Origin of the sequence: Pedobacter antarcticus (genome assembly GCF_900103515.1) — a bacterium.
GTDB classification, from domain to species: domain Bacteria; phylum Bacteroidota; class Bacteroidia; order Sphingobacteriales; family Sphingobacteriaceae; genus Pedobacter; species Pedobacter antarcticus.
This window is the reverse complement of record NZ_FNGZ01000015.1, coordinates 23,947-42,689: the sequence shown is the minus strand read 5'-3', so window position 1 is coordinate 42,689 and position 18,743 is coordinate 23,947. Positions and strand designations below refer to the sequence as shown.

Here is an 18,743-nt window from a genome sequence, read left to right as displayed (position 1 = left end):
ACCAAAATAAACTATAATAATTATAAATTTAACGGATATATCGCTACATAAATGCAATTAACATTAGAAGAAAAGCAGTTTTTATTAAACAAAATATCTTTAGGAGAGCCTATCCCTGATGATTTTAAAGAAAAGTTGTTTCCAACATTACATAAAGAGTATGATTTACGCTATGCAGGAAAAATGCGGAAACAAGATGTTTTGCGGGGTGAAGACGGTGTATTACCAGTTCCTTTGCAAGTAGAAAAAGTCTTCAATGGAGAACGGCAGTTATTTGACGACGGTTGGAGAAACTTGATTATTTTTGGAGACAATTTACAGTTTTTAAAAACTTGTTATCATAATGCTGATGAACTTATAAAGGATAAAATTAAAGGTAAGGTAAAACTTATTTACATAGACCCTCCCTTTGGCACAGGTGACGATTATGAAGGTAATAAAGGTCAAAAAGGATATACTGCAAAAAGAAAAAGTGCTGATTTTGTTGAATTCATAAGACGGCGTTTAATAGTAGCAAAGGAGTTATTGGCACCTGATGGGTTAATCTTTGTAAGACAAGATTATCATTTTGGCCATTATATTAAATTGGTGTTGGATGAGATTTTTGGTAAAGAGAATTTTCAAAATGAAATTGTAATAAATAGATTTAAAAGGCAATTGAAAAACTTAACCAGGTTTAATCATGCAACTGACAGCCTCTTTTTTTACTCAAATTCTTCAAATTATGCTTTTACTGAAGTAAATAGACACCGTTTAGATACGTTTTCAGGTGAAATTGCTGAACTTGTTTGGCGAGGCATGAGTTCTCCGGGGTTACGAAATCCACCAGAGCGCACCATTTTCGGTAAACTTATGTACCCACCAAAAGGTAGGCATTGGACATTCAAGCAAGAAACGGTGGATGAAATGATCTTAGCGGAGCGCATTCGAATTAATGATAAAATTCAGTTTACTGATATAAATGGTGAAAAAGTTAGAGGATTGCCTGAATACCTACAAACTGAAATTGTTCCTGTAGACAACGTTTGGACTGATTTAAGTGGATATGTATTCAACCCTGATTATCCCACAGAAAACCCCGAAGAATTATTGGAGAGGGTTATAACCTGCGCATCTAAAGAGGGGGAAATTGTCATGGACTTCTTTGGTGGTAGCGGGGCTACTGCAGCCACAGCAGAAAAACTGGGCAGAAAGTGGATTACGTGTGATATAGGCAAACTATCTTTCTACACGATGCAAAAGCGCATACTTACAATACAGGACAGCAAATCATTGAGCAATCCAAAGAAAAAATATGGGAAACAAGCTAAATCTTTTATAACAGTTAATGTTGGGCAGTACGATCTTGCTAAGCTATTCGAATTGGGTAAAGAGAAATATGTAAACTTCGTTTTAAACTTATTTGAAATAGAACAGTATACCAAGCCAAAATCGATCAAAGGTTATTCAGTCTCTGGTGAAAGGAACGGTTCATACTGCTTTGTTTGGGAGTTTTGGAAGTACAAAGCAGAGGCCAATGTAGATATTGACTTTTTAGAAGAATTACATTCTCATATTAAAAACCATATAGGTAAAAGATTTTATATAATAGCACCTGCTAATGCTATTGATTTTATTTCAGATTATCATGAGATAGATGATATTCGATATTACTTTTTGAAAGTACCTTATCAGGTCATACAAGAACTACATAAGGAACAGTTTAAGAAATTCCGCCAGCCCCAAAGCAAGAATAAAATAAACGATGTTGATGATGCAATTGGTTTTCATTTTACCCGTCAACCAGAAGTAAAGTCATCGTTGGAGGGGAATGTTTTATCTATCTACGAATTTAAAAGTAATTACACCGAGGAAGGTACAGACAGAGAAATGGAAAACTTTGAAAGCCTTTCTATGATCATTACTGATAATAATTTCAATGGTAAAGAATTTTGCCTGACTGAATTTCATTTTGCAGCCGATTTGTTGAAAGTAAAGAAAAAGAAAAATGCTGTGGAAGAAGAAGATGATGAGAATATACAAGCAGAACTAAAGCAACAGAGTGAACTTAAAATAGAATTGCGAAATTCAGGAGAGCGAGTATGCATTAAGTATATTGATATTTATGGAAACGAGTTTACCGAAGATTTAAAAACAACCTAACCCGATGCTGGATAAACGAACTTTTATAACTCAATCATTAACTTTAAAGGTTAATCCATCTGGTTACAATCCTCTTGTATTAAAATTAGATGAATGGGATAGATATCTCGATATTTTATGTAAGAACAGGCTGTATCAGAAAGAAGCGATAATAACCACACTTATTTATCTTTTTGGTGGTAAGTATACCAGTATAGAAAAGCTTGTCGAAGAAAACTATAGCCAAAATATTGAGTTACGGGAGCGATATAAAACCCTTAGCGATTACCATAAAAAAATTCAACTGCCCGGCCATTTATCTGCAACACTCGATTTAGCAACTGGGACGGGAAAGAGTTTTGTAATGTACGGAATTGCACAGATTGCGTTAGGCTTAGGAATGGTTGATAGAATTTTAATTTTATGCCCATCACTTACCATTGAAAAAGGCTTAACTGATAAGTTTAATGAATTAAACAATGATCCTTATTTAGCTGGAGCAATTCCAATCGACGCAGCTATAAAAAATCCCACGATTAAAGATGCAAGTACTACTATTTCAGAAGGTGACATTTGCATTGAAAACATACATGCTGCATATGCAAAGGCACAGTCATCTATACAGGACAGTTTAGGCTTCGGTAAGGGAGAAAGGTGTTTAGTTTTAAGCGACGAGGTACATCATGCTTATAATGTAATAGACAGTACAAATGATGATGCTAAATTTATCAAGAAGTGGAAGGATTTTTTGATAAATAACGGTTACGGGTTTAAATACCTAATAGGTTTAACAGGTACTTGTTATGTTGATAATGAGTATTTTAATGATGTGATTTATAGATATTCATTGCGTGATGCAATGCAGTCTGGCGTTGTAAAAATGGTTTACTATGCTTCTAAGGACGAAATACAAAACGAACCAAATATTAAGTATCAAAAAATTTATAAGAATCATCAAGATAACGGTTCGATATATAATCAGCTTAAGCCTTTGACTCTACTTGTAACTAAGGACATACGGATTGCAAAACAGCAATTTGTTATTCTTTCCGAATTTTTGGCTAAGCAAGAAGGTGTTACGGAGGAAGAAGCGAGAAAAAAAATACTATTGGTGACTTCGGCCAAAGAGCATGAGCATAATGTCAAAATTCACCTACCATCTGTAGACGAAAAGGAAAATCCTTTTGAGTGGATTATATCTGTTTCTATGCTAACAGAGGGTTGGGATGTAAAAAATGTTTTTCAAATTGTTCCTATGGAGGAACGAGCTTTTAATTCTAAACTTTTGATTGCCCAGGTCTTAGGTCGAGGATTACGTTTACCCCATTTATATCCTAATGCGCAGGTAACAGTATATAATCATGATAGTTGGAGTTCTAAGATAAAATCGTTAGTTAACGAAATCTTGGAATACGAATTAAAAATTATAAGTACGGTTCTTTCAAAAGGTGAAAGGGCAGAAAATTTTCATTTTGATTTATATAATATTGATTACATCCGAGAGGAAACATTAAAGGAAACGAAGGAAACACAAGTTTTTGATTATAGGAAGGAAACTATAAGGCTCCAATCACAAACGGCAGAATTTAATACGTTTACGGAGTATGAAAATATAAACGGCCAAACAATTATCAAGAATTATAATGTTAAAAAAGATACTGAACCGGTAGCAAAAATCGTCCATAAAATTCACGAGGAATTTATAAGTAGAAAATTTGAAGGTATAGCCTTAAAGTTGAAGGACGGAGAGTATACAACAAATTCTATTCCTAAAGAAACTATAGAGAGGATTATCCGTAATTCTATGGAGGAGGCTAAAATTGAAGGTGATGAACTGACAATTGCTAACAAACAAACTATTCTGTCCGCTTTCAATACCCTTTTAAGAAAAAAACCTAAAAGCATAACATTTAAAAGGAAACCCACTCCTTATTATTTGGTAAGTAGTAAAAGCAGAGGTTTAGAATCAATTTCTTTAGGAGTTTTACGTAGGGACGCAAGTATTTTTTATTCATCAGATTATGTTAACGATCTGACTAATGATGATTTAAGAGTTCTTTTTGAGGAAACCAAGGAGGACCGTGATTTTAGGGGCAATTGTATTGAAATCAATGAATACTTATTTAAAACCCCTATTGATCTCGTGTTTTCAAGCAGTAGTCCAGAAGAATATTTTATAAGAGGACTTTGTAAGAAAGAAAATGCCACAATTATAACTGCATGGTTAAAATCAAGAAACCAAAGTTTTTATTTCATTGAATATAGCTTAACTCGACAAGACAGCACCCATACCAAAAAGCAACAGCAATTTAATCCTGACTTTTTTATTTTAATTAGGCAGGATGCGATAGAATTTGTGGTTGTTGTAGAAATTAAAGCTGATGGTGATGATAGTGATGAAAACAAAGCTAAATATAAATATGCAAAAGACCACTTTAGTGATCTTAATCGAATATTAGAGAGCGCAGCTATACAGCAGAGGTATATTTTTCATTTCTTAAGTCCTGGCAACTATACAGAGTTTTTTGACCATTTACGAAATGGAAAGCTCGTAAAGGGTGAGTTTACAAGCGAATTAGACAATCTTTTGGATAGCGTTTAATAATGAAAAGCACCTGTAAGGTGCTTTTCATTTAAAACTTATATTTATCGGCGACCGCATTTAAAATAAGGTCTTTTACGGATGTTCCCGAGTTTGCGCTCATTATTTTAAGCTGCTTCAACCATCCCTTTTTCATCCTAAGCGGATATCCAGTAATTTCTTCTTCTTCCTCTAATTCAGCTTCATTTTTTCTTTTTGCTGTATTATCGACCTTGGGCGGCACATTAAACAGGGCACCTACGCCAGTCATGTTTTTGTTGTTTTCTTCCAAGTTTCCCAAATTTTTCTTTGCCATGACCTTTATATTTTTGTTAAAATTTCGTTTACTAAGTTTTCGTAATCAGTTGCCCCATTTGATGTAGGAGCGTATTCAAATATATCCTTACCATGAATGGGCGCTTCGGCCAATGACACATTGACCCTAATTTTACTGTTTAGCAATTTGTCGCCAAAGTGTTTCTGTACACTTTCGGTAATATGTTCTGTAAGCAGCCTTTTAGGATTGCACTTAGTTATGAATACACCGCCAATAGTCAGGTTTTCATTATAATGGTTTCTTACATCTGTAATTATTGATACCATTCTATCAATACCCCTGTATGCGTAATATTCTGCTTCCAGAGGAATTAGTACAGTATCGGCAGGAACAAGCGCATTAATGGTGAGCATGCCCAAAGCGGGAGGGCAATCTATAACGATATAATCGTATTTCTTTTTAAGCTTTTTCAGCAGGTTTTTAAGAATGCTTTCCCGGGCCAACCTTGATACTAATTCAAGTTCAGCGCCTACCAGTTCCAATGATGATGGAACCAGGTCTAAATAGGCATTAATTTTTTCTATTGGTAAATCAATGCCTTCCCTGATGCTGTTATAGATGGATACTTTTACATCCCGTATGCCTAAGCCTTCTGTCAGGTTAGTTTGTGGGTCAATATCGATCAGGAGGGTTTTTTTCTTTTGTCGTGCAAGCCCTGCCCCAATGTTGAGTGCCGAAGTGGTTTTCCCCGTACCCCCTTTGTGGTTTAATATAGCAATGGTTTTCATATCGAATCAATGTTTATACAATGATACGAAAATATCTTTATATATTGATATCTTGATATAAATATATTATTTCTTTAATTGTCGCTCGAGGGCTGCAATAGTTTTGTCCTTTGCCTGTAGCAATTCAATATACAAATCCCTTTCAGAGTTCAAGCGTTTGATATCGGCTTGCAAAAGTTCAATCATTCGATCTTTGGTATCGGAGGCTTCGTTAGGGTCGTTTGTAGTATTGACAACTTCGGGCTGATCAGGTGGCGTTTCGATGTAGAACATTTCCCCTCTTTTGTCATCTAAGTACGAAATGTTAACCTTATGAATATTTATCAGCATAAGCTTCACTTTTCCTGATATCCCGTTTTTTCCACGTTCAATATCAGAATATCCACCTTGCGTAAGGCCAATGGACTGGGCGAAGTCAAGTTGGCTATACCCTAAAGCCTTTCTTATGAGCTTTAAACGCTCATTCTCATTTTTATCCATAAACTTTCCCCATTCAATACCGTATTAATATAGCAAAACTGTAATTAGGTCTAATTTTTGTTCTACTTGCTTTATCCCTTTTGCTAACCCCCTTATGTAAGCAGCATGTAAAGATATAAAACTATAATTTTTTTTTACACATGCAAGGCTATATAACCTAATTCATTCTTTTGCGTTATGTTTTATATTTAGCCCATTAACTAATACTAAAAAAAATCATTGCCCTATGATTAAAGCCGAAAAAAACCACAAATCACATGTGATTGAAATTCTTACGAGTTCGTTTGATGACAACCAAAGTGTAAATTACATTGTCAAACAGGATATTAAAAGAAAGGAGCGCATACGAGCGCTCATGGATTATTCTTTTGAAATTTGTTTTATGTACGGAGCCGTTTATCTATCGGATGATAAAAAGGGGTGTGCCTTGGTTCTATATCCCGACAAAAAAAAGTTTTCCCTAAAGGCTACATGGGAAGATATTAAACTTGTATTAAACGCTATCGGAATATCTCGAGCAGGAAAAGCTATGAGCCGGGAAAGCGCCATTAAAAGCAACTATCCCCAAGTGCCGCTTTACTACCTTTGGTTCCTGGGTGTGCAACGTTCTGATCAGAACAAAGGAATTGGTTCAAAGCTGTTAAATGAAATTATTTTGGATAGCCAACAGCAGCATAAGCCGATATACTTAGAAACTTCAACAATCAAAAATATTCCCTGGTATCAAAAGTTCGGTTTTGAAATTTATAATGAATTGGATTTTGGGTACAAATTATTCATGCTAAGGAGGGGTGCAGAGGTGCCCATTATATGACGGTATTTAATACAGACATGCATATTGTGACATTTGTCTTTGTGATATTTGAAGCAATGATGCTATTAATACAGCTACTAATTTATTTGCAGAGACCATTCGAGAAAAAACGCATCTATTATATAACACTCTTAATCCTATTTATAATATATAATGTTTGTGGTGGACTGTTCCCCGATCCTAAATTTGGAGGAATTTCCCTTACAGCCCAAAATATACTTGCCTGGGGAAGCGGTATCGCCTTGGCGTGTTACCTGCCCTATTACTTTTATAAGGCTTATGGACTGGTTAGCTTACGGTTTCATGCAAGGTACGGTGTACTGCTATTTTTGTTGGCCCCGTTCCTAATCTTCTTTGGGATTGAATATCTGATGCAAGGTAATATTGACAGAGCGGTTAAGCATGGGGTTCTAATACCTTGTATATATGCGATCATTTGCGTTATAGTAATGTACCGTTCAATTAAGCAGGAGCAAGGAGAAGATAAAAAGCTTGGCAAGGAAATGTATTTGAGCCTTATTGCGATTGCGCCTTGGGTTTCGATGCCAATTTTATCTTATTTCAGAGTTAGTCAATTGCCGGAAGTACTGGTAATGAACGGGGGGTTTCTCGTTATCACAGGACTGTTTATTTGGGAGGCAATTCAGCAGACCCGAGAAGATCATATTCATTTAACCACCCTGCTTTCAACGGTTGGGGATGATGAGGTTAAACAAGATCTCTTTTTGGAAAATTGCGAAGCCTATAGATTAAGCCCCAGGGAAATTGAAGTAGCTGCTTTAATCGCAGATGGTTTAAAATATAAAGAGGTAGCAGATCGGCTTTTTATTCAAGAGCGCACCGTGACTACGCACGTTCAAAAAATGTTCCTAAAAACTGGTGCCAGGAACAAAGTTGAGCTTGTTAACCTGCTTAAAGGAAAATCCTGAATATCCGAATAGATATATATACGTATAGTTGCATAGTCAATTATGCGTATATTTCTATATGCCTAAAAACCAATGTTTATTTACAACTACGTAGAATTACGTAGTAGGCAAAATACGTCATTTCGACCCATCAAATAGTACTTTTCACGTATTTACATCCTCTTTTCATACCCCCATCTTTGTTTCAATCTACCCTAAAGAAACAAAATGGAGCCTTACGTACCAGTAGTGACAGTTATAGTCTACTATGTGATTTTAGCTGTCATCGCCTACGTAAAGGCATCTAATAAAAGGCCAAAGCCCTAATTACCATATTTTTCAAAGAGTAGATTTATATGTTTTAACTGATAAATTTATTTATCTGATTTACAAGTATTTATATATTAGATATAGCAAACTGTATTTTTATACTTGCAAAATATAGCAAAACCATATATTTGTATATCCGAATAGCTGATTAGCTACCTATATAAAAATCGGATAAAGGTCTTTGACATCGGGGGAAGAAGCATTTTTGGTGAAGAGCTAAAAATTATGAGCAGTTACACTCACTCTTTATTCATCGTGGAATGATAGAAGACTGTTTTTGACGAACCATAGGCAGCCAGTTTTGGCAGGTATGTAGATACCGACGTGAGTATTCCCGAATGCATATACAGGCAGAGTTAATCAGTTAACGATTGGTGTCGAAGCCACTGCCTGTACGACAGGAATTAGTTCCTATTTTCTTTTTGCCGATTAATCTTCGGCCATAATGTTAGCTGAATATCCAAATAGTTGTATAGTCAAATATTCAGATAGCCGAATATTCGGCTATTCGCATAACCATATATAACGACGATTATTCGTCGATGAAATTTTCTATGAAACCTGCAAATCAGGGGAGGAAATGGCATACCGGAATGTTGTTTTTGTAACTGCAAGATGTGTTTTTGTACGGTGTAAAACCGTGACAAAAACGTCTTGCCTTATTATTCAACATTCCTTCGTTCCTCGGGGAATGATGAATAAAAGGGGTTGAGAAATACTCGCAACTCGTATTCTCTTAAACTAAACCCTACGCTTATGAGCAGAAACAAAGGTGGAAGACACAAAAAAGAAATCAAAAAGAGCCGAAGGGCAGAGCTTCGTTTGACCGAAGCAGAGTTTGAAAAGCTTATCCAGCTTGAAGAAGAAACGGGCGTTAACAGATCGAGCCTGTTCATAAAACGGGTATTGGAAAATCAAGATTTCATTATCACCAAAGAAGTAATTATTCAGCTTGCCAAAGTTGGCGCTGAAATAGGGAGGGTGGGGAACAATATAAACCAGTTGGCTAAGCACGCAAATACCATTATTAAAAATCACCAGTTGCCACCTGAAATAATTTCCCAGTATAACGACTTGTTGGGGTTGCACCTGTTACAAGAAAGAGAATTGTATAAGGTCTTAAGGCAGATGTATAGGGTAATGAAAAGTTAATATGGTCGTAAAATTTCTTAGTAGTAACAGTTCTTTTAATGGAGTTAGCTACAATACAAACAAGATGGATAAGGACAAAGGGGAGCTGATGAAAACTGAAAACTTCGGTTATCTACAGGATATCCCCAATGTAATGCCGGAAGAATATAAAAATTATCTCCGGGCATATTCAAATACAAACTCCGTGGTCGAGGATAAACAATTGCATTTAATATTATCGGGGGCGGGGAGAGAGTATGATAAACACCAGTTAACAGATATTGCCGATGCTTTTATGAAAGAAATGGGCTACGGGGACAATCCCTATATGGTCGTTTTTCATAATGACACCGATAACAATCATGTTCATGTTGTTAGTAGCCGGATTAATTCCCAGGGAAAGAAAGTCAACGACTCTTTCGAGCATAAGCGGGCTATGGCAGCCATGCAAAAAATCATTAAAAGCGATATCGCTTACTCCACTATAGACCTGGTTCAAAAATCCTTCGATTATAGTATTTCGACCGCCGCACAGTTCAAACTCCTTTTTGAGCTAAAAGGCTATTCGGTATCTCATAATGAAAGAGAAATGACCCTAAGAAAGTACGATGATGTGCAGCAGATTATTCCAATGGAAAAGGTTAACGCCCTAATCGCTGAAAACAAAAAAAACAATAAATCAACACATCAATTAAAGGCCATGATCAATAAATATAAAAGCCGTGCTGATGCTACTGTTAACGTGGTTTACGAGCCATCGAAAATTGAGGGTGTAAAAAAGCCAATCGGCTATACTTCCGAATTGGCAAAGCTGTTAAAAGAAAAGTTAGGGGTTGACATTGTTTACTTTGGTAAAAATGGCTTACCGCCCTATGCCTATATAATTGTAGATCATGCGAACAAAGCGGTATGGAAGGGGAGCGAAATAATACCGCTTAAAGAGTTCATTGATAACGGCCTTTATAAGAACAGGCCAACACAACAAGCAGAATCTATACATCTAACCGTAGATGGGTTTAAGGAAAAGGAAGCCTCAGCCAAGATTTTGGGCGACCGTTTAGGTAGGGTGTCATTTGCTGTAATTCCCAAAGAAAAATTAGCATTAATAAATGTACTGATTAAGTCTGCCCTGCATGAGTTCAATTCAGTAAGTGAGGGATTGAGCCGACATAAGATTGAATTGCTTGCAGATAATAAAGGGCTATACGTTTTGGACAAAAACAGCAATATAATGATTGATGCAAAACGGGTTTTAAGCCCTTCCGACTATTCTTTAATGGCAAGGCGTTCAGGTCTCAAAATACAGCAAAAAGAAAAAGAGGTTGTACTCAACACTGACAATAGCAAAGCTTATTCGCTTAAGGGTATTCTTAAAAATCACGGTTCAGCCAACTACCAGTTTGAAAAAGATGGAAAGCCAAGTTATTTCATTGAATTATTGAAACCTAACGGAACTTTAAAAGTGATTTGGGGCATTGACCTTGAAAGAGCATTAAACACATCTGGTTATGAAGTTGGCGACAAAATTCAGCTTAACTATAACGGATTTAACGAGGTTCAAATTCAAGTTCCTGTTAAAGATGCCCAGGGCAATACCACCCATTACGAAGATAAAATTGTCAAGCGGAATGATTGGGATATATCAGAACCGGACGAAAGTTTAAAATCAGGTTATAAGGACGGCAATGCCGCCAATGGTTCGATTTCCGAACCAACCATGAGTGATCAGGCCGAAACAACATTATTAGATGCAATTCAAAATTTCGAGTTGAGTATAGCTGATGATATCGATGATGAACAGATCAATGGCAGAAACAGGCGCAGGACAAGAAAATCAAGAGTTAACACAAGATAAATCACAAGCATATGATTATACTATTCGCAAATCAAAAGGGGGGAGTTGGTAAATCAACCCTTGCCGTTTTATTCGCAAACTATCTTTCGTTAGTGCAGAATAAAGAGGTTGTTTTATTTGATATGGACAACCAACGGTCAATCTATAACAAGTTTCAAGCAGCACAGGTATTAGAGAATAAACCCTTATACGAAGTAGAGGCTGCCGAAATGGAGCAGTTCACAACGATTAATGAAATAGTCAGGGAGAAAGAAGGCTTGATTACGATACTGGATGTAGCAGGTAACATTGAAAACGATAACCTCATTCCAATTTTCAAAGGCGTTGATTTAATTATCTGTCCGTTTGCTTACGATGAATTTTCAGTAGGCGCAACAATTGATTTTTCAGAGGTGGTACGCACTCTAAATGAAACTGCAAAAATTGTTTTTATTCCCAATCGTATCAAAACAAATGTCAAATACGAAACCCTCGATAGCGTTAATAAAGTTCTTTTAAACTTTGGTGCAGTTACAAGGTCGCTGCCCGAAAAAATAGACTTTCAAAGGATAACTACTTTTGAAACACCGCCAAGTGTCATTCAGGCAGTTTCCCCAGTATTCGATTTAATTTTCAATGAGTTTATCTATAAACACACTGGGTCATGGAAAGAGATAGTATAAAAGCCATTACCGAACGGGTTCGCAGGGAAAGGGAACAAGGTGTTGCCAAAGGAGGAACAGGCGAGCCCGCCATAAATTCGGATGCCCCAATAATAAAATCTTTAAACGGAGCATCAACAGAAGCGACACCTGAAATTGTTAAACCGCCACCAGATGCGCAAACTAAAGACCAAGATTTAACTGAACTCATAAGTCAGATTACTTCTGTAAAAGTATCCGGCCAAACAAAAATGTTAATCAGGTTTGATGATAAACATACGGCAGTACTCAACATGCTTCAACCCGCTTTTAAGATTAATGTTGTTCAGTTCGTCAATTTTTTGGTTGAGCGTTTCTTTGAAGCAAACCCCGATATCAAAACCCAAATGAAAAATTCAATTAAAAATTCACTTAAAGAGATATAATTATGAGTTGGTCAAAATTTACAATAGTGCTGATAGTTGCCTATGTGGTTTATTATCTATTCAATATCATCATTGATAGTTTGAAAAGTAAAAATGTAAGTGCTGCAACAAGCGGAGGGGATGTTTTAACATTCAGTGAGGATGTACAGACCACCCCAGTAGAACACGAAGAAGAACAAATATTACCACCCGTTGTAGTTCTTGACGAGTACGAGGAAGATAGCCAAAATGCGGTATGGGAACGGCAGGACGAGGATACCGAAGAACTAAACATAGTATCACATAACATCAACAATTCAACAGGGGGCATCACTCAAATGTCAGAGGTTATCAAGCTTGCCCAAACCAATACGATAGATTATAAACGTTCAATTGTCTTTTGATATGGGAAACTATAAGAAGATACATTATATAAGGGCTGCTACATTAACAGCCCTTTTTTATTGCCTTATTTCGCCATCTTTTGGACAGGCCCCCGGCATTCAAGAATTTGGAGACGCAACAAGAATGGTCAAAAACCAATACCATGCATTAACTTATACAGCATCTATACTGGGTGCAATTTTCGGCCTGGTGGGTGGTCTTAGAATTTATAATAATTGGCAATCAGGCAAACATCATATTGATGCGCAGGTAATGGGTTGGTTAGGGGCATTTATATTCCTTCAACTTATAGCAGTAATAGTCGGTGCGCTATATGGTGTATAACATTGCTATCATAGTTAGACCGGAGCATCCGCAGATCAGGGCAGCGCCCGCACTTTAATGATAGCATTCTTTCCGACCGGTTCGAAGATCCTCAGCAAATTTTGATAGCATTTAGCTTCGCTGCAGCGAACCTGGTTAACACAAACTGATAGTAATATCATATCAGTAAGCTTCACAATCCACAAGTTTTTAATCAATAGTTTTTTAATCAAATTTTTTTATCCATTAATTTTTATCTGTTATGAAAATGTCAATCAAATTCAAAAAAGCGTTCGCAGTTGCAACTTTAATCGCAGTATCTGCAAGCCAATCAATGGCGCAAGATGGTATCACTGGTATCAATGCAGCTAACACTTCTTTACGTCAGTATGTTGACCCAGTTGCAACCCTTTGCCTTGCTATCGGGGCGGTTGTAGGTATTATTGGCGGTGTCCGTGTTTACATCAAATGGAACAGTGGAGATCAAGATATCAACAAAGAAGTTATGGGATGGGGCGGCTCTATGCTGTTTCTTGTCCTGGTAGGTGTTATTATCAAGGCTTTCTTTGGTGTATAATGGCTAAGCAATTCAACATTTATAGGGGGCTGCAAAAGCCCCTTATATATCGTGGTTTTCAAGGAAAATTCATAGGATGGGGCATAGCATCACTTGTGGTCAGCTTGATAGCAGGCGGGTTAGTTGGCAGCTTAACGAACATGGCATTAGGAGGGTTCATTTGTGTTGGTGGCTTTGTTGGAGGATTGATTTTCACCGCTCAACAGCAGAAAAAAGGATTGCATTTTAAAACAAGACACACGGGAATATTCAGGTTTGGTACTGATTTTAGAAAATTAAGACATGGCACAAAAACGTAAAACAGAGTTCAATTTACCGTATTTCGGTATTGACGAAGATGGGAAATATTCAACCATATATAATTTAAAAGGGGATTACGGTGTTGTAATCCAAATTAATAACCCAGTGCTGCAATATTCGGCAGACCCAGGGGCTTATGATAGTTCCCACCAACTGTATGTGAACATCACTAAGATTTTGGGCGAGGGGTATGTAATCCAAAAGCAGGACGTATTAACAAAAAAGATTTATAATAAATCTGATAGCACCGAGTACTTACAGCAAAAGTATGACGAGCATTTTAACGGTAGAGAATATACCGACCTAACTACTTATTTGGTGGTTACCCGTAAAGCAAAGAGAGGTTCTTTTTATAGCTATAATAAAAAAAACTACATCGATTTTGAACAAAACATCGGAAAGTTAGAAGACCTGTTAAAAAGAAACAACCTGTCACCTAAAATTCTAACCCGAAATGAAATTGACCTTTACGTGAAACGCATACTTAGTATGAATTTTAGTGCTAATAATGTTTCACTCAATAATATGCGTGCTACTGATGTAGAAATACAGATGGGCGACAAAGCCGTTCGGAGCATTCCGCTTGTCAATATTGATACCATTGATTTGCCGGAAAAAGTTTCAACCCATATCGAAAGGAACGACAAAGACACCCTTAAGGGTTTTCCCATTGATACAATGGGCTTCTTATATAACGTTCCATTATACCAAACCATTATTTATAATCAGATCATAGATATACCTGCCCAAAATATGACACAGCGCAAGTTGGAGTTGAAAAGAAAAAGGCATTCAGGTATTCCCGACCCTGCAAATTTAATGTGTGTTGAGGATATTGATAATTTACTTGTAGACGTAGCCAGGGAAAATCAAATGCTTGTTTACTGTCACTTCAATATTTTGGTTTGCGCTCCATTAGAAGCCATTCAACAGACTTGCAATTACATCGAAAGCTCTTTATTCCAACAAAGTATAATACCGAATAAAAATGCCTATAACCAAATGGAGCTTTTCAGAACGGCCCTGCCTTGCAACACAGTGGAGTTAGCGGACTATGATTTGTTTTTGACCACCGCAGATGCAGCCCTTTGTTTTTTTTTTAAAGAAGCCCTAAGTAAAGATGAAGTGAGTGGCTTTCAAATTCGCTTTACTGATAGACAGGGCATACCTGTAGCAATTGACCCCGCAGATTTGCCAATGCAAACCAATAGGATTAATAACCGGAACAAATTCGTTCTTGGCCCGAGTGGTTCGGGCAAGTCCTTTTTTATGAATGCCCTTATAGAGCAATATTGCATGTATAATAAATCCGAAAAGCCTAAATGGTTGATGGATGTTGTAATTGTCGATACCGGGCACTCGTATTCAGGGCTTTGTTCTTACTATGGAGGTAAATACATTACCTATTCGGAAGAAAAGCCTATTACCATGAACCCTTTTGCGATCAGCGAAGGGGAGTACAATATTGAAAAAAAGGACTTTTTAAAAACCCTTATAAGCTTATTGTGGAAGGGGGCAGATGGTACGGTCAATCAGGTAGAGAGCGACGTTATTTCCCAGGCAATTTCATCCTACTACAGCAATTTCTTTGATAAGCCCTTTTTCGTTGATATTACCGATGAAGAAGAAAACGAAATCCTTAAAGAAGCGGAAGCAGAGGCAGCCGACTTTGATTATACTGTAAGAGCAAAAGAAATTTTGGACGAGAACGACATTAAAAATCAGGCACAGGAACTTGCTAATGATCTTGCCGGAACACCTGATGAAAAACTTAGCCATTATGAACAAGAGTATGAGAGGATTTATAATTTGGCTTTACAAGCTACTATAGAATCGCTTAGAGAGGACGATGCCGACGATATTTTCAGCAGGAAATTATATGAAGCCAGGGTAGCCAAAAAAGAAGAATTTAAAAGGAAGAACGTTGTTGAACTCAACTTTAACTCTTTCTATGAGTTTGCTTTATATAAAATTCCCGAGATCAAAGAACAGGAACGCATACCATTTGACATTGACGAGTTTCGTTTCGTTCTGAAAAAGTTCTATAAGGGCGGGGAGTTCCAGGCGATCTTAAACGAGGAAGCGGATAATTCAATGTTCACGGAATCTTTTGTGGTATTTGAAATTGACAGTATAAAGGAGCATAAAACTTTGTTCCCGATTGTGACGCTGATCATCATGGATGTGTTCATTCAAAAGATGCGTTTCCGTACCGAACAGCGTAAAGCTTTAATCATTGAAGAAGCCTGGAAAGCGATTGCTTCCCCGCTTATGGCCGGATACATCCTTTACCTGTACAAAACCGTTAGAAAGTTTTGGGGTGAAGCAATTGTTGTAACCCAGGAGTTGGGCGATATCATCGGTAATGCAGTGGTAAAGGACAGTATTATTAATAATTCTGATACTACTATGCTCTTAGATCAGTCGAAGTTCAAAGATAACTTTGATGAAATAGCCAAGCTATTAGCGATCAATGCGCATGAGCGCAAAAAAATCCTTACCATTAACCAGCTTGATAACCACGAAAATAGAGGCCGATTTAAAGAGGTTTATATTAGAAGGGGAGCCACAGGCGAAGTTTACGGTGTGGAGGTAGCCCTCGAGCAATATTTAATCTATACCACAGAGAAGCCGGAGAAAACCGCAGTTGAATACTACAGCAATTTTTACGGTAGTTACAGGGCGGGTATAGACAATTTTGTCAAAGACCTGAAACTTTCGGGTTTGAAACTTCCCCAATTCTTCAATAAGGTCAACAGTATGCGTAGGCCGATTTACGAAGAAGGAAAGGCCGAAATACTACAATTAGTTAGTTAATCAATCCAAAATCTTCCTACTTATGAAAACACGATTTCTATTGTTGTTGGGCTTAGGCATTATGTTGATGCAAAAGACCAACGCCCAATCATTGTATATCGACCCTGTTACTTCTGCTGCACAACTTGCACACGCAAGCGTGATCAACTCGCAGTTGAACGTTACCAAGGATAAATTAACTCTGGTAGAGAGGGGGCAATTAGCCGTAACTGGTCAATTGGGCATCGTCAATGATATGCAAGCCAAAATTTACAAAGGGCTTTCACAGGTATCTTCCATTCTTACCAATCTCGCAGACGTACAAGAAATATCAAGAATAACTATTGGTATGACCGACGATATCAATAAAGGGATGGCCGTTGCTGCAAAAAATCCTATTCTTTTGGTTTTTGCTCAAGATCAGGCCAATTACTTCTACACAAGAGCCACCAAATTAGCTTTAGAGGTTAGCCAGTTTGCTTTACAAGGAGGGGAAAAAAACCTGATGGATGCCGGGGAACGAGCCAAGCTCATTCATAAGGTAATGACTGAAATGTTAATCCTTCGCTCTTTAACCTATGGAATGTACAGGGCAATGTATTACGCTCAAATGCGAGGGGTTTTAAGGTCACTTAATCCGTTCCAGGGATATATCAACATGGATGAACGAATTATGAATGATATCCTTCGTAAACGCAAATATTTAAAGTAAATGGCTTATGAAAACATTAATATTCACCCTGTTTGTCAGCTTAATGACCCTACAGGTTAACGCCCAGGTAAACGTTCCGTTATTGCATCAATTAGTAAATGATAGCAAAACAGAAAACAAAAAGCAGATAGATGCTAAGACCGAGCAAAGAAACTCTACCGCTATTGAAGAAAGTAATAGGGGGTTGATGAAGCAGGTTAAAACTAAATATCGCACCCTGCAAGAGCGGTTCGCAAAAATGAGTATTGTATTTGATGCTGCAAACATTGGTATTAGCGCTACTCCTTTAGTCCGGGAGATCATCAAACAGCAACAGGTAATAGTGACTTATGCGCAAAGTGACCCCGTGTTATTGCCCGTAGCATTGGATAGCGAAGTAATATTTGTTAAACGGGCAAATTCCCTTGTCAACTACCTAATCGGCTTATGTGCCACCGTTGGCGATATCAACCAAATGAAAGTCAGCGACCGCAGGATACTTTTTCAGCACATCATAGATGAACTAAAGGCGATATCCTACTTATCGGGCGGTGTTGCAAGAACATTACAGGCAGCAGTCATTAAAAGCAGGGGTACAGACCCCTTTTCGGATTATGTCAACCGTGAAATGGGGGTAGTTGACGATATAATGAACAATGTAAAAATCCTTAAGCAATGAAGCGCCTATTTATACTTATAGCTTTTCTTTTAATAATTAAAGACAGCTTTGCGCAAAGGGTAGTGTTTGACCCCGGGCATTTAAATATAGTTAACTCAAATGCAGCTACAAGACTTGCAGGAGAGTTTGCCTATCACGCATCACTTGAACAAATTCGGAAAAACACGGACGATATCGCCATTAACCTTACCAGTGTTTCTTTGGTGCAAACAATGATACATCGGTCGTTAACAGAGGTTAACGAGGCACTCAAAGACGCTATACAGGTTAAGCAAATGGCGTATCTAATAGATGATATTTACAGATATAGCGGCGAGGCCATCGAACTAGCAAAAGGTAACCCCGAGTTAATGTTGTTTGCAGAAGCATCTACACAGCAGTTAAAATACAGGGGTATTAAAATATTGGGTGATGTTTCATCTATAGTCCTACAGCAAAAAGAAAACGTCCTGATGAACTACAATGTTCGTGATGAACTCTTAAGAAAGGTTATTGATGAACTCCGCATTATGAATGCTTTAATCTATGGCATCCGGCAAAACATGTACTGGGCAAAAGCGCGAGGGGTGATAAAAAGCATTAACCCCTACCGCCAGTATATAGAAAAAGACTTTGCCATTATGGATGATATTTTACGCAAACGCCAAATGATAAAACGATGA

General features: G+C 37.3%; 19 protein-coding genes. 16 read left to right on the top strand and 3 right to left on the bottom strand.

Annotated elements, in window-relative coordinates; all coding sequences use genetic code 11:
- Positions 1 to 51: 51 nt before the first annotated feature.
- Together BLR53_RS18765 and BLR53_RS18760 are read left to right on the top strand one after the other, a co-directional pair.
- Entirely contained in the window at positions 52 to 2,142 is a 2,091-nt protein-coding gene (locus BLR53_RS18765; RefSeq protein WP_074591758.1) for a DNA methyltransferase, read from the top strand.
- 4 nt (positions 2,143 to 2,146) lie between these two features.
- Positions 2,147 to 4,723, top strand: a complete 2,577-nt coding sequence (locus BLR53_RS18760) for a DEAD/DEAH box helicase (RefSeq protein ID WP_074591757.1) — start codon at positions 2,147 to 2,149, stop codon at positions 4,721 to 4,723.
- Positions 4,724 to 4,754: 31 nt separating this feature from the next.
- On the opposite strand, the gene BLR53_RS18755 is transcribed toward BLR53_RS18760, so the two are convergent.
- From BLR53_RS18755 to BLR53_RS18745, 3 genes are all read right to left on the bottom strand, one after another.
- Complete coding sequence (locus BLR53_RS18755; RefSeq protein ID WP_074591756.1) at positions 4,755 to 5,018, bottom strand: hypothetical protein; 264 nt, start codon at positions 5,016 to 5,018, stop codon at positions 4,755 to 4,757.
- A gap of 5 nt (positions 5,019 to 5,023) precedes the next feature.
- Complete coding sequence (locus BLR53_RS18750; protein WP_074591755.1) at positions 5,024 to 5,767, bottom strand: ParA family protein; 744 nt, start codon at positions 5,765 to 5,767, stop codon at positions 5,024 to 5,026.
- A 66-nt stretch (positions 5,768 to 5,833) separates the two neighbouring features.
- Complete coding sequence (locus tag BLR53_RS18745) at positions 5,834 to 6,247, bottom strand: helix-turn-helix domain-containing protein (protein WP_074591754.1); 414 nt, start codon at positions 6,245 to 6,247, stop codon at positions 5,834 to 5,836.
- A gap of 226 nt (positions 6,248 to 6,473) precedes the next feature.
- Here BLR53_RS18745 and BLR53_RS18740 point away from each other — a divergent pair, with 226 nt between their 5' ends.
- The 14 genes from BLR53_RS18740 to BLR53_RS18675 all read left to right on the top strand — a co-directional run bounded on the left by BLR53_RS18740 (position 6,474) and on the right by BLR53_RS18675 (position 18,743).
- Positions 6,474 to 7,061: a GNAT family N-acetyltransferase gene (locus tag BLR53_RS18740; RefSeq protein ID WP_074591753.1), complete on the top strand. Its 588-nt coding sequence runs from the start codon at positions 6,474 to 6,476 to the stop codon at positions 7,059 to 7,061.
- Positions 7,058 to 7,990, top strand: a complete 933-nt coding sequence (locus BLR53_RS18735) for a helix-turn-helix domain-containing protein (protein WP_074591752.1) — start codon at positions 7,058 to 7,060, stop codon at positions 7,988 to 7,990. Before BLR53_RS18740 ends, BLR53_RS18735 begins: the two co-directional genes overlap by 4 nt.
- A gap of 1,065 nt (positions 7,991 to 9,055) precedes the next feature.
- Positions 9,056 to 9,451: a plasmid mobilization protein gene (locus tag BLR53_RS18730; protein WP_074591751.1), complete on the top strand. Its 396-nt coding sequence runs from the start codon at positions 9,056 to 9,058 to the stop codon at positions 9,449 to 9,451.
- A gap of 1 nt (position 9,452) precedes the next feature.
- Positions 9,453 to 11,285 carry a relaxase/mobilization nuclease domain-containing protein gene (locus tag BLR53_RS18725; protein WP_083332138.1) on the top strand — a complete coding sequence of 611 codons (1,833 nt, stop codon included), beginning with the start codon at positions 9,453 to 9,455 and terminating at the stop codon, positions 11,283 to 11,285.
- A gap of 11 nt (positions 11,286 to 11,296) precedes the next feature.
- Entirely contained in the window at positions 11,297 to 11,947 is a 651-nt protein-coding gene (locus tag BLR53_RS18720; protein ID WP_074591749.1) for a ParA family protein, read from the top strand.
- The gene (locus tag BLR53_RS18715) at positions 11,929 to 12,351 is read left to right on the top strand and encodes a hypothetical protein (RefSeq protein ID WP_074591748.1); all 423 of its coding nucleotides are present in this window, start codon (positions 11,929 to 11,931) and stop codon (positions 12,349 to 12,351) included. Before BLR53_RS18720 ends, BLR53_RS18715 begins: the two co-directional genes overlap by 19 nt.
- A 2-nt stretch (positions 12,352 to 12,353) precedes the next feature.
- Positions 12,354 to 12,734: a hypothetical protein gene (locus BLR53_RS18710; RefSeq protein WP_074591747.1), complete on the top strand. Its 381-nt coding sequence runs from the start codon at positions 12,354 to 12,356 to the stop codon at positions 12,732 to 12,734.
- Position 12,735: 1 nt separating this feature from the next.
- The gene (locus BLR53_RS18705) at positions 12,736 to 13,059 is read left to right on the top strand and encodes a DUF4134 family protein (RefSeq protein WP_074591746.1); all 324 of its coding nucleotides are present in this window, start codon (positions 12,736 to 12,738) and stop codon (positions 13,057 to 13,059) included.
- Positions 13,060 to 13,306: 247 nt separating this feature from the next.
- Entirely contained in the window at positions 13,307 to 13,615 is a 309-nt protein-coding gene (locus BLR53_RS18700; protein ID WP_074591784.1) for a DUF4134 domain-containing protein, read from the top strand.
- Complete coding sequence (locus BLR53_RS18695) at positions 13,615 to 13,914, top strand: DUF4133 domain-containing protein (protein ID WP_074591745.1); 300 nt, start codon at positions 13,615 to 13,617, stop codon at positions 13,912 to 13,914. The genes BLR53_RS18700 and BLR53_RS18695 overlap by 1 nt, the downstream gene beginning before the upstream one ends.
- Positions 13,898 to 16,732: a TraG family conjugative transposon ATPase gene (locus BLR53_RS20210; RefSeq protein ID WP_074591744.1), complete on the top strand. Its 2,835-nt coding sequence runs from the start codon at positions 13,898 to 13,900 to the stop codon at positions 16,730 to 16,732. The genes BLR53_RS18695 and BLR53_RS20210 overlap by 17 nt, the downstream gene beginning before the upstream one ends.
- Before the next feature lie 22 nt (positions 16,733 to 16,754).
- Positions 16,755 to 17,423 (top strand): hypothetical protein, encoded by a 669-nt coding sequence (locus BLR53_RS18685; RefSeq protein WP_074591743.1) that lies wholly within the window; start codon positions 16,755 to 16,757, stop codon positions 17,421 to 17,423.
- A 7-nt stretch (positions 17,424 to 17,430) separates the two neighbouring features.
- Positions 17,431 to 18,081 (top strand): hypothetical protein, encoded by a 651-nt coding sequence (locus tag BLR53_RS18680; protein WP_074591742.1) that lies wholly within the window; start codon positions 17,431 to 17,433, stop codon positions 18,079 to 18,081.
- On the top strand, positions 18,078 to 18,743 hold the full coding sequence (locus BLR53_RS18675; RefSeq protein WP_074591741.1) for a hypothetical protein: 666 nt from the start codon (positions 18,078 to 18,080) through the stop codon (positions 18,741 to 18,743). The genes BLR53_RS18680 and BLR53_RS18675 overlap by 4 nt, the downstream gene beginning before the upstream one ends.

Bases quoted from the DNA above. Each gene is read 5' to 3' on its own strand.
- BLR53_RS18765 (WP_074591758.1), top strand. From the start codon at position 52: ATGCAATTAACATTAGAAGAAAAGCAGTTTTTATTAAACAAAATATCT.
- BLR53_RS18760 (WP_074591757.1), top strand. From the start codon at position 2,147: ATGCTGGATAAACGAACTTTTATAACTCAATCATTAACTTTAAAGGTT.
- BLR53_RS18755 (WP_074591756.1), bottom strand. From the start codon at position 5,018: ATGGCAAAGAAAAATTTGGGAAACTTGGAAGAAAACAACAAAAACATG.
- BLR53_RS18750 (WP_074591755.1), bottom strand. From the start codon at position 5,767: ATGAAAACCATTGCTATATTAAACCACAAAGGGGGTACGGGGAAAACC.
- BLR53_RS18745 (WP_074591754.1), bottom strand. From the start codon at position 6,247: ATGGATAAAAATGAGAATGAGCGTTTAAAGCTCATAAGAAAGGCTTTA.
- BLR53_RS18740 (WP_074591753.1), top strand. From the start codon at position 6,474: ATGATTAAAGCCGAAAAAAACCACAAATCACATGTGATTGAAATTCTT.
- BLR53_RS18735 (WP_074591752.1), top strand. From the start codon at position 7,058: ATGACGGTATTTAATACAGACATGCATATTGTGACATTTGTCTTTGTG.
- BLR53_RS18730 (WP_074591751.1), top strand. From the start codon at position 9,056: ATGAGCAGAAACAAAGGTGGAAGACACAAAAAAGAAATCAAAAAGAGC.
- BLR53_RS18725 (WP_083332138.1), top strand. From the start codon at position 9,453: ATGGTCGTAAAATTTCTTAGTAGTAACAGTTCTTTTAATGGAGTTAGC.
- BLR53_RS18720 (WP_074591749.1), top strand. From the start codon at position 11,297: ATGATTATACTATTCGCAAATCAAAAGGGGGGAGTTGGTAAATCAACC.
- BLR53_RS18715 (WP_074591748.1), top strand. From the start codon at position 11,929: ATGGAAAGAGATAGTATAAAAGCCATTACCGAACGGGTTCGCAGGGAA.
- BLR53_RS18710 (WP_074591747.1), top strand. From the start codon at position 12,354: ATGAGTTGGTCAAAATTTACAATAGTGCTGATAGTTGCCTATGTGGTT.
- BLR53_RS18705 (WP_074591746.1), top strand. From the start codon at position 12,736: ATGGGAAACTATAAGAAGATACATTATATAAGGGCTGCTACATTAACA.
- BLR53_RS18700 (WP_074591784.1), top strand. From the start codon at position 13,307: ATGTCAATCAAATTCAAAAAAGCGTTCGCAGTTGCAACTTTAATCGCA.
- BLR53_RS18695 (WP_074591745.1), top strand. From the start codon at position 13,615: ATGGCTAAGCAATTCAACATTTATAGGGGGCTGCAAAAGCCCCTTATA.
- BLR53_RS20210 (WP_074591744.1), top strand. From the start codon at position 13,898: ATGGCACAAAAACGTAAAACAGAGTTCAATTTACCGTATTTCGGTATT.
- BLR53_RS18685 (WP_074591743.1), top strand. From the start codon at position 16,755: ATGAAAACACGATTTCTATTGTTGTTGGGCTTAGGCATTATGTTGATG.
- BLR53_RS18680 (WP_074591742.1), top strand. From the start codon at position 17,431: ATGAAAACATTAATATTCACCCTGTTTGTCAGCTTAATGACCCTACAG.
- BLR53_RS18675 (WP_074591741.1), top strand. From the start codon at position 18,078: ATGAAGCGCCTATTTATACTTATAGCTTTTCTTTTAATAATTAAAGAC.